General features: G+C 76.0%; 6 protein-coding genes and 1 pseudogene. 3 read left to right on the top strand and 4 right to left on the bottom strand.

Annotated features, from left to right (window positions below):
• From PSR1_RS19925 to aspS, 3 genes are all read right to left on the bottom strand, one after another.
• On the bottom strand, positions 1 to 468 hold a 468-nt coding region (locus PSR1_RS19925; RefSeq protein WP_152643393.1), incomplete at its 3' end, for an FAD-binding protein.
• Entirely contained in the window at positions 465 to 2,102 is a 1,638-nt protein-coding gene (locus tag PSR1_RS19920) for a glycerol-3-phosphate dehydrogenase/oxidase (protein WP_059439151.1), read from the bottom strand. The genes PSR1_RS19925 and PSR1_RS19920, both read right to left, overlap by 4 nt.
• A gap of 110 nt (positions 2,103 to 2,212) precedes the next feature.
• Positions 2,213 to 4,024, bottom strand: a complete 1,812-nt coding sequence (gene aspS, locus PSR1_RS19915; protein WP_059439150.1) for an aspartate--tRNA ligase — start codon at positions 4,022 to 4,024, stop codon at positions 2,213 to 2,215.
• Between the two features lie 248 nt (positions 4,025 to 4,272).
• Between aspS and PSR1_RS19910 the strand changes: the two genes are divergently transcribed.
• Complete coding sequence (locus tag PSR1_RS19910; protein ID WP_059439149.1) at positions 4,273 to 4,494, top strand: YHS domain-containing protein; 222 nt, start codon at positions 4,273 to 4,275, stop codon at positions 4,492 to 4,494.
• Positions 4,495 to 4,652: 158 nt separating this feature from the next.
• Positions 4,653 to 5,663 (top strand): MDR family oxidoreductase, encoded by a 1,011-nt coding sequence (locus PSR1_RS19905; RefSeq protein ID WP_059439148.1) that lies wholly within the window; start codon positions 4,653 to 4,655, stop codon positions 5,661 to 5,663.
• Between the two features lie 70 nt (positions 5,664 to 5,733).
• Here PSR1_RS19905 and recJ read toward each other — a convergent pair whose 3' ends face one another.
• The gene (gene recJ, locus PSR1_RS19900) at positions 5,734 to 7,455 is read right to left on the bottom strand and encodes a single-stranded-DNA-specific exonuclease RecJ (RefSeq protein WP_059439147.1); all 1,722 of its coding nucleotides are present in this window, start codon (positions 7,453 to 7,455) and stop codon (positions 5,734 to 5,736) included.
• 171 nt (positions 7,456 to 7,626) lie between these two features.
• On the opposite strand from recJ, the pseudogene PSR1_RS19895 reads away from it, so the two are divergent.
• A pseudogene (locus tag PSR1_RS19895) lies at positions 7,627 to 7,955 on the top strand (hypothetical protein); the annotation flags it as partial.

Genomic DNA, 7,955 nt, shown 5'->3' with positions numbered 1-7,955 from the left:
GAGCCCGGCCACCGCCAGCGGCCCGGCCACCGCGAGCAGGTCGCCCGGCTCGGCGGCGCGCTGGCAGGTGGCCGCCGCGACCACCTCGCCGGTGGGCGTGGCGAGGAAGCGCGGGCGCTCCAGCACCGGCGCGAGCAGCGGATCGAGCGCGCGCACCGCGAAGTCGAGCGCGTCGGGGAGCAGCACCAGCCCCTCGCCCACCGCGGCGTAGGGGTGCCCGGGGCGCTGCCGCGCCAGGCGACGCGCCGACTCCACCGGCCCGCGCCGCCAGGAGAGCGGGTCGCCGGGGAGCGCGGACAGGTCCGGCGCCACGCCCACCGCGCCGGAGGAGAGCGCGGTCGCGCCGGGCGCGCGCCGCACCAGCGCCACCTCGCAGCCGGCCGCCCGCGCCGAGAGCGCCGCCAGGGCGCCGGCCATGCCGCCGCCCACCACCAGCACGTCGGCCCGCACCGTGCGCGACGGGGTCACGGCGCCTCCCAGGGGCCGCAGCCGCCGCGCAGCAGCTCCTCGGCGGCGAGCTGCGCGCCGTCCAGCACCGGCCGCCGCTCGCGCCAGCCCTGGTCGAGCAGGTCGGAGAGCTCCGCCCGGACGCGCTCGGGCGGCCAGGACAGCTCGCGGCCGGCGAGCTGCGCGCCCACCCGCGCGCAGTCGAGGCCGCCGCAGGCGCCCACCGCCAGCCGGCAGCGCCGCCGCAGGTCCTGGAGCCGCCGCACCTGCTCGTGGCGCGCGCAGTAGACCACCTCGGCCGCGAGGATGCCCTCGTCTCGGCACAGCACCAGGCCGAGGCGCCGGTCGTCGCGGACCATGCCGCAGATCTCCCGCGCGCGCCCGCCGTGCCGGTACACGAGCCGCGCCGCCACCGCCGCGTCCACCGGGAACTCGCGCGCCAGCGCGGCCGGATCGGGCACCTCGTCGCCGCCGGGCAGCGGCTCCTGGTGCGTGCGGCAGGGCGTGACCGGCCGGCCGAGCAGCGCCTCGATGCGGTCGGCGGCCTCCTCGGACTGCGCCCGGTACGAGGCGAGCTTCCCGCCCACGATGGAGAGCAGCCCGGCCGCGCCATCGGCGGCGCCGTCGAGCAGCTGGTGCTCGCGCGAGAGCGCGTCCTCGTTCGGCCCGTACGCGTACACCGTGGTGCGCAGGCCGCACCAGGCGCGCGTGATCCGCGCCCGCCGCACGCCGGGGACGAGCGAGGCGGCGCCCTCCAGCAGGTACTCCACCTCGTCCTGGGTCGCCTCGAGGTCGTCCGGGTCGCCGTACCAGTCGTCGTCGGTGGTGCCGACGATCGACTCGTTCTCGTGCGGCATGAGGAACATCTGCCGCCCGTCCACCGCGGTGCAGATGACGCCGTAGCTGGACCAGCGGCGGTCGAGCGTGAGGTGCACGCCCTTGCCCGGGCGCATCGGCACCCGCACGCCGCTCGCGCGCGCCAGCGCCGGGGACCACGCGCCCGCCGCGTTGAACACCACCGGCGCCCGCGCCTCGCCCTCCTCGCCGGTGAGCGCGTCGCGCCAGCGGACGCCGCGCACCCGCCCGCCCTCGGTGAGCAGCTGGCGGACCTCCGTCCAGGTGCGCAGCTCGGCGCCGTGCGCGCGGGCGGAGAGCGCGTTCAGCGCGCAGAGCCGGAACGCGTCGATGCCCCACTCGTCCAGCGTCACCGCGCCGTGCAGGCCGGGGCGCAGCCCGGGCTCGAGGCGGTACAGCTCCTCGGCGGTCAGCCGCGTGGAGGGCCGCCCGCGCTTCAGCGGCTGGTACAGGTCGTAGGTGCCGACGTAGACCTCGGTGGCGTACCAGGCGGCGCGCTCGGCGAGCGTGGCGCCCTCGGCGCGCGAGCCGAACGGCATCAGGAACGGGATGCGGAACAGCAGGTGCGGGGCGATCCGCTGGATGTACCCGGAGTCCCGGCAGGCCAGCTCGGTGACCTTCCGGTCGGAGAGCATGTAGCGGATGCCGCCGTGGATCATGCCCGAGCTGTTGCCGCTCGCGCCGACCCCGAAGTCCGACTTCTCCAGCAGCAGCACCCGCAGCCCGCGCATGGCGCAGTCGCGGGCCGTGCCGGTCCCGTTCACGCCGCCGCCGACGATGATGACGTCGTGCTCGCCCATCGCGCGCGCCCCCGGCCCCGGAGCGTAGCCCGGACCGGGGGCGCGGTCGCGCGAAAGGTGAGGCGCCGGGGACGGCCGGCCGCGGCGGCGCGCCGCGGGACGGGCGCGACCTACTTCGGCTCGAACGTGCTCTTCACGTACAGCTCGCGCAGCTGGCGGCCGTCCACGTCGCCGGGGGCGCCGGTCATGAGGTCGGTGCCCTTCTGCGTCTTGGGCCAGGCCACCACGTCGCGGAGCGACTCGGCGCCGGTGAGGAGCATGACCAGGCGGTCCATGCCGAGCGCGATGCCGCCGTGCGGCGGCGCGCCCATCTTGAGCGCGTCGAGCAGGAAGCCGAACTTGTTGCGGGCCTCCTCGTCGGTGATGCCCATGGCCTTGAACACCCGCGCCTGGACCTCGGGGTCGTGGAGGCGGATGGAGCCGCCGCCGATCTCGAACCCGTTCAGCACCAGGTCGTAGCGGTAGCAGTTCACCTTGCCCGGGTCGCTCTCGAGGAACTGGAGGTCGGAGTCGTGCGGCCGCGTGAACGCGTGGTGCGCGGCGGCCCACTGGCCGGACTCCTCGTCGTACTCGAACAGCGGCGGGTTCACCACCCACAGGAAGCGCCAGGCGCCGCCCGAGCCGTACTCGGGGATGAGGCCCATGCGCTTGGCGAGGTGCACGCGCAGGTTCGCCATCACCGTGTGGACCACCGACTCCTTGCCGAACTGGAACAGGAGCAGGTCGCCCGGCTTCGCCTCGCAGGCCTCATTGACGGCCTGGCGGAGCGCGGGGGTGATGGTCTTCGCGAGCGGCGACTGGGTCCACTCGCCGCCCTCGCCGACCTTGGCGCGGGCGAGCCCCTTCGCGCCCATGCCCTTCACGTACTCCTCGAGCTTGTCGATCTCGGTGCGCGAGAAGTTCGCCGACGCGGGCACGCGCATCGCCTTGACGATGCCCTTGGCCTTCACGGCCTCGTCCATGAGCGGGACGCCGCCGCCGTCGTGCTGGCGCACCAGGTCGGTGAGCACCACGTGCGGCATGTCGAAGCGGAGGTCGGGCTTGTCGTTCCCGTACTTCGCCATCGACTCCTCGAACGGCATGCGCTGGAACGGGCGCGGGATCTCGATCCCGAGCACCTCCTTCCAGAGCTTCACCACCAGCCCCTCCAGCACGTCGAACACGTCGTTCTGCTCCACGAACGACATCTCGACGTCGATCTGGGTGAACTCGGGCTGGCGGTCGAGCCGGAGGTCCTCGTCGCGGAAGCAGCGGACGATCTGGAAGTACCGGTCGAAGCCCGCCATCATGTACAGCTGCTTGAAGAGCTGCGGGCTCTCGGCGAGCGCGTAGAACTTGCCGGGGTTGAGGCGCGAGGGGACGAGGAAGTTGCGGGCGCCGCCCGGCGTGTACTTCACCATGAACGGCGTCTCGAGCTCGAGGAAGCCCTTGTCGGTGAAGTAGTTGCGGGTGAGGTGGTTCACCCTCGCGCGCGTCATGAGCGTCTGCTGCAGCGGCGCGCGGCGCAGGTCGAGGTAGCGGTACTGGAGCCGCTTCTCCTCGCTCGTGTCGATCCGGTCCTCGATCTGGAACGGCGCCGGCTCGGAGCGGTTGAAGATCTCGAGGTCGGAGGCGTGGACCTCGATCTCGCCGGTGGGGAGCTTCGGGTTCACGTTGCCGCCGCGCGACACCACCTTGCCGCGCACGCCGACGCAGTACTCGAGCCGGAGCTGGCCGGCGAGCTCGTGCACGTCGGGGCGGACGTCCTCCTCGAACACCACCTGGGTGAGCCCGCCGCGGTCGCGCAGGTCGATGAACACCGCGCCGCCGTGGTCCCGCCGGTTGTTCACCCAGCCGAACAGCACGACCTCCTTGCCGATGTCGGCCTTGGTGAGTTCACCGCAGGAGTGGGTTCGCTTGAGCTCGGTGATGAAGCGCGGCAAGGGGCGGGCCTCCGGACGTGGGGAAAGGCAGCTAACACTGCGGAACCTCAGGCGTCAAGGACGACCGCAGCCCTTCCGGTGCGCGCCGCCGCAGGCCCTCCCCGGCCTCGCGGGCATGTGGAAGTTTCAGCCCGGACCCTGGAATTCCTGCAGGGCGCCGCGGCGCGGAGCGGACGCGGGCCCGCCCGGCGGCGTGCCGGCGCTGGCCCCGTGGTTGCAGTCCCGGCGCCCGGGGAGGGAGGCATCGCATGGACGTGGACGAGGGCGGCGTCGGGATCGATCCGGTGTGCGGGCGGCCGGTGCTCCAGGAGGACGCCGAGGCGTTCGAGTACAAGAAGCGCCGGTACTTCTTCTGCTCGCGCCGGTGCCGGGAGCGCTTCGAGCGGCACGCGGAGCGGCTCCACATGGGCGAGCTCGCCAGGATGGGCGCGCTGTTCGGGGAGCGGCGCGGTCGCTGGGGCGTCGCCTGAGCACCCGCGCCGCGCGGGATTCCCCGAGATGACGGGCGCATGCGCCGCGCGGCGCGCACGTCCCTGATCCGGGCACTGGACCCCTCCGGCGGGCTGGACGCAGGATGGCGGTCCCCTTCGCCTTCCGTCCGCCTCCCCTCGCACCCGGAGACCCGCCCATGCCCGCGCCCTCGCTGCCGCAGCGCTTCCGCGCCTTCGTCGTCCGGGAGGGCGACGGCACCCGCTCCGCCGCGTTCGAGGAGCTGCCCGCCTCGGCGCTGCCCGAGGGCGAGCTGACGGTCGCGGTCCGCTACTCGAGCCTCAACTACAAGGACGCGCTCGCGGTCACCGGCAAGGGCAAGGTGATCCGGAAGTTCCCCATGGTCCCGGGCATCGACCTCGCCGGCACCGTGCTCGAGTCCCGCGATCCCTCCTTCCAGCCGGGCGACGAGGTGCTGGTGACGGGCTGGGGCATCGGCGAGGCCACCTTCGGCGGCTACGGCGGCCTGGCGCGCGTCCGCGCCGAGTGGGCGCTGCCGCTCCCGCGCGGCCTGACCGCCCGGCGCGCCATGGCGATCGGCACCGCCGGCTTCACCGCCGCGCTCTGCGTGGACGCCCTGGAGGACGCCGGCGTGCGCCCCGGCGGCCGGCCGGTGATCGTCACCGGCGCGGCCGGCGGCGTCGGCAGCGTCGCCGTCGCGCTGCTGGCGCGCGCGGGGTACGAGGTCGCCGCCTCCACCGGCCGCCCCTCGGAGCGCGCCTTCCTGGAGTCGCTGGGCGCCTCGCGCATCGTGCCGCGCGAGGAGCTGGCGAGGCCGGGCACGCGGCCGCTCGAGTCGGAGACGTGGGCGGGCGGCGTGGACGCGGTGGGCGGCGCGGTGCTGGCCACCGTGCTCCGCCAGACCGCCTACCGCGGCGCGGTCGCCGCCTGCGGGCTCGCCGGCGGCACCGACCTGCCGGTCACGGTGCTCCCGTTCGTGCTCCGCGGCGTGCGCCTGCAGGGCGTGGACTCGGTGATGGCGCCCCAGGCGCCGCGCGCGCGGGCCTGGGGCCGCATCGCGCGCGATCTCACCGCCGACCACATCGACGCGCTCACCACCGAGATCCCGCTGGCGGAGGTGCCGGCCTGGAGCGAGCGGATCCTCGCCGGCCAGGTGCGCGGGCGCGCCGTGGTCGCGGTCGCGCCCTGAACGGCGGTTCGTGAGCGGCGCCCCGGCGGGCTCGCTGCGCTCGCTCATCGGCCACCTGCGGTGCCGCGCCTCAGCGCGCCGGCCGCAGGTCCTTCAGCTTGAGCTGCAGCCGGCGGGTGCCGTCCCACTCGTCGAAGCCGATGGTGAACGCGGCGTCCACCGGGCCCCCGCACGCCGGCGCGCGGTCGCCCATGCCGAAGCCGATGGCGTCGAGCCCGCGCCCGAGCGCGAGCTTCAGGTGCGCGCCCCCCGCCCCCACCGTCCGCGCGCGCGCCGCGGCGCCGCGCAGCGCGAACACCGGCTCCGGGTGGCCGGCGCCGAACGGCCCGAGCCGCGCCAGCCCCTCGGCGGCGTCCTCGGTGACCTCGGCGTCTCCCACCCAGCCGTCGATCCGGCAGCGCGGCACCAGGTCCTCGTCGGCGATGGTGGCGGCGGCGTGCGCCTCGAACGCGGCGCGGAACGGCTCGACCTGCGCCCGCTCCACCGTGACCCCGGCGGCGTGCCGGTGGCCGCCGAAGCGGGCGAGGTGGCCGGAGCACGCGGCGAGCGCGTCGTAGAGGTGGAAGCCCTCGATCGACCGCCCGCTCCCCTTCCCGGCGCCGTCCTCCAGCGCCACCAGCACCGCGGGGCGGTGGAAGCGCTCGACCACGCGCGACGCGACGATGCCCACCACGCCGGCGTGCCAGCCGTCGCGGGCCAGCACCAGCCCGCGCGCGCCGGCGGCCACGCGCGCCGCCGCATCGGCGAGCGCCTGCTCCAGGATGCGCCGCTCGATCTCCTGCCGCGCCTGGTTCTCGCGATCCAGCTCGTCGGCGAGCGCCTGCGCGGCCGCCGCGTCGCCGGACAGGAGCAGGCGCACGCCGCGCCCCGCGTCGTCGAGCCGGCCCGCGGCGTTGATGCGCGGCGCGAGGCGGAAGCCCACCTGCCCGGCCGTGATCGGCGTCCCGTCCGCGATGCCGGCCACGCGCTTCAGCGCGCGCACGCCTGGGCGCCGGCTGGTCGCGAGCTGCTCGAGGCCCCAGCGCACCAGGATCCGGTTCGCGCCCACGAGCGGCACCACGTCGGCGACCGTGCCGAGCGCGACGAGGTCGAGCACCTCCTTCAGGTTCGGCTCGGGCCGGGCCGGGCCGAAGCGGCCCCGCTCGCGGAGCCGGCGCCGGAGCGCCATGGCCAGCGCGAACGTCACGCCCACCGCGGCCAGGTCCTTCGACGGGTAGGCGCAGCCGGGCTGGTGGGGGTTGAGGATGGCGGCGGCCGCCGGCAGCTCCACCGGGACGGTGTGGTGGTCCACCACCACGGTGTCGACGCCCAGCCCGGCGGCGACGCGCACCTCGTCCACGCTCGTGATGCCGCAGTCGAGCGTCACCAGCAGGCGGACGCCCTGCGCGGCCAGGCTGCGGACCGCCTCGCCGTTCAGGCCGTAGCCCTCCACCAGCCGGTGCGGCGTGTAGGTGACGACGTCGGCCCCCGCCGCGCGCAGGAACCCGCAGAGCAGCGCGGTCGAGGTGACGCCGTCCACGTCGTAGTCGCCGTAGCAGGCGATGCGCTCGCCGCCCTCCAGCGCGCGCACGATCCGCTCGACCGCGGCCTCCATGCCCTTCATGCGGAACGGGTCGGGCAGGTCGGCGAGGCGGGCGGCCAGGAAGGCCTCGGCCTCCGCCGCGTCGCCGCGGACGCGCGCCGCCAGCACGCGCGCGGCCAGCGGGTGCAGGTCCAGGGCGGCGGCCAGCTCCGCCGCGCGCGCCGCGTCCACCGCCGCCTCCACCCACCGCTTCCCGGTCGCGACCGACACGGTCCGCTCGGTAGCACGCCGCCCTGACAGGGCGGCGGCCGGGCGCGGGGGCGCGGCCGGGCGCGCGGAGGGCTTGCGCGCCCGCAGGCGGTGCGGCGCGCGCTCCGGGCCTGGCGGGAGGGCATGCCCAGGTTTCGGACCGCCGCGCAGACGCGCGAGACGGGAGGACGCATGAAGCACGCAGCGAGATGGATCCTGGCCGGCGCGCTGGCCGCGACGGTGCTGGGCGGCGCGTACGCGCAGAGCGGCGGCGCGGGCGGCACCGGGACCGGCACGTCCGGCACGCCGGGCTCCGCGGGGACCGGCACCGGCGCCGCGGGGACGGACACGACCGGCACGGACACGACCGGCACGGACACGACCGGCACGGGCACGATGGGCACGGGCACGACCGGGACCGGCACCGACGGCACCGGCACGTATCCGCCGCCGGCGGACGCGGGCACGACCGGCGCGCCGGGCACGGGCACCGGCACGGACGCGTATCCGCCGCCGACCGG

This window comes from Anaeromyxobacter sp. PSR-1, from assembly GCF_000964525.1.
Taxonomy (GTDB): domain Bacteria; phylum Myxococcota; class Myxococcia; order Myxococcales; family Anaeromyxobacteraceae; genus Anaeromyxobacter.
The sequence above is the reverse complement of the archived record's forward strand: the minus strand, read 5'-3'. Positions and strand labels throughout refer to the sequence as shown.

Bases quoted from the DNA above. Each gene is read 5' to 3' on its own strand.
- PSR1_RS19905 (WP_059439148.1), top strand. From the start codon at position 4,653: ATGCCCGCGCCCTCGCTGCCGCAGCGCTTCCGCGCCTTCGTCGTCCGG.
- PSR1_RS19920 (WP_059439151.1), bottom strand. From the start codon at position 2,102: ATGGGCGAGCACGACGTCATCATCGTCGGCGGCGGCGTGAACGGGACC.
- PSR1_RS19910 (WP_059439149.1), top strand. From the start codon at position 4,273: ATGGACGTGGACGAGGGCGGCGTCGGGATCGATCCGGTGTGCGGGCGG.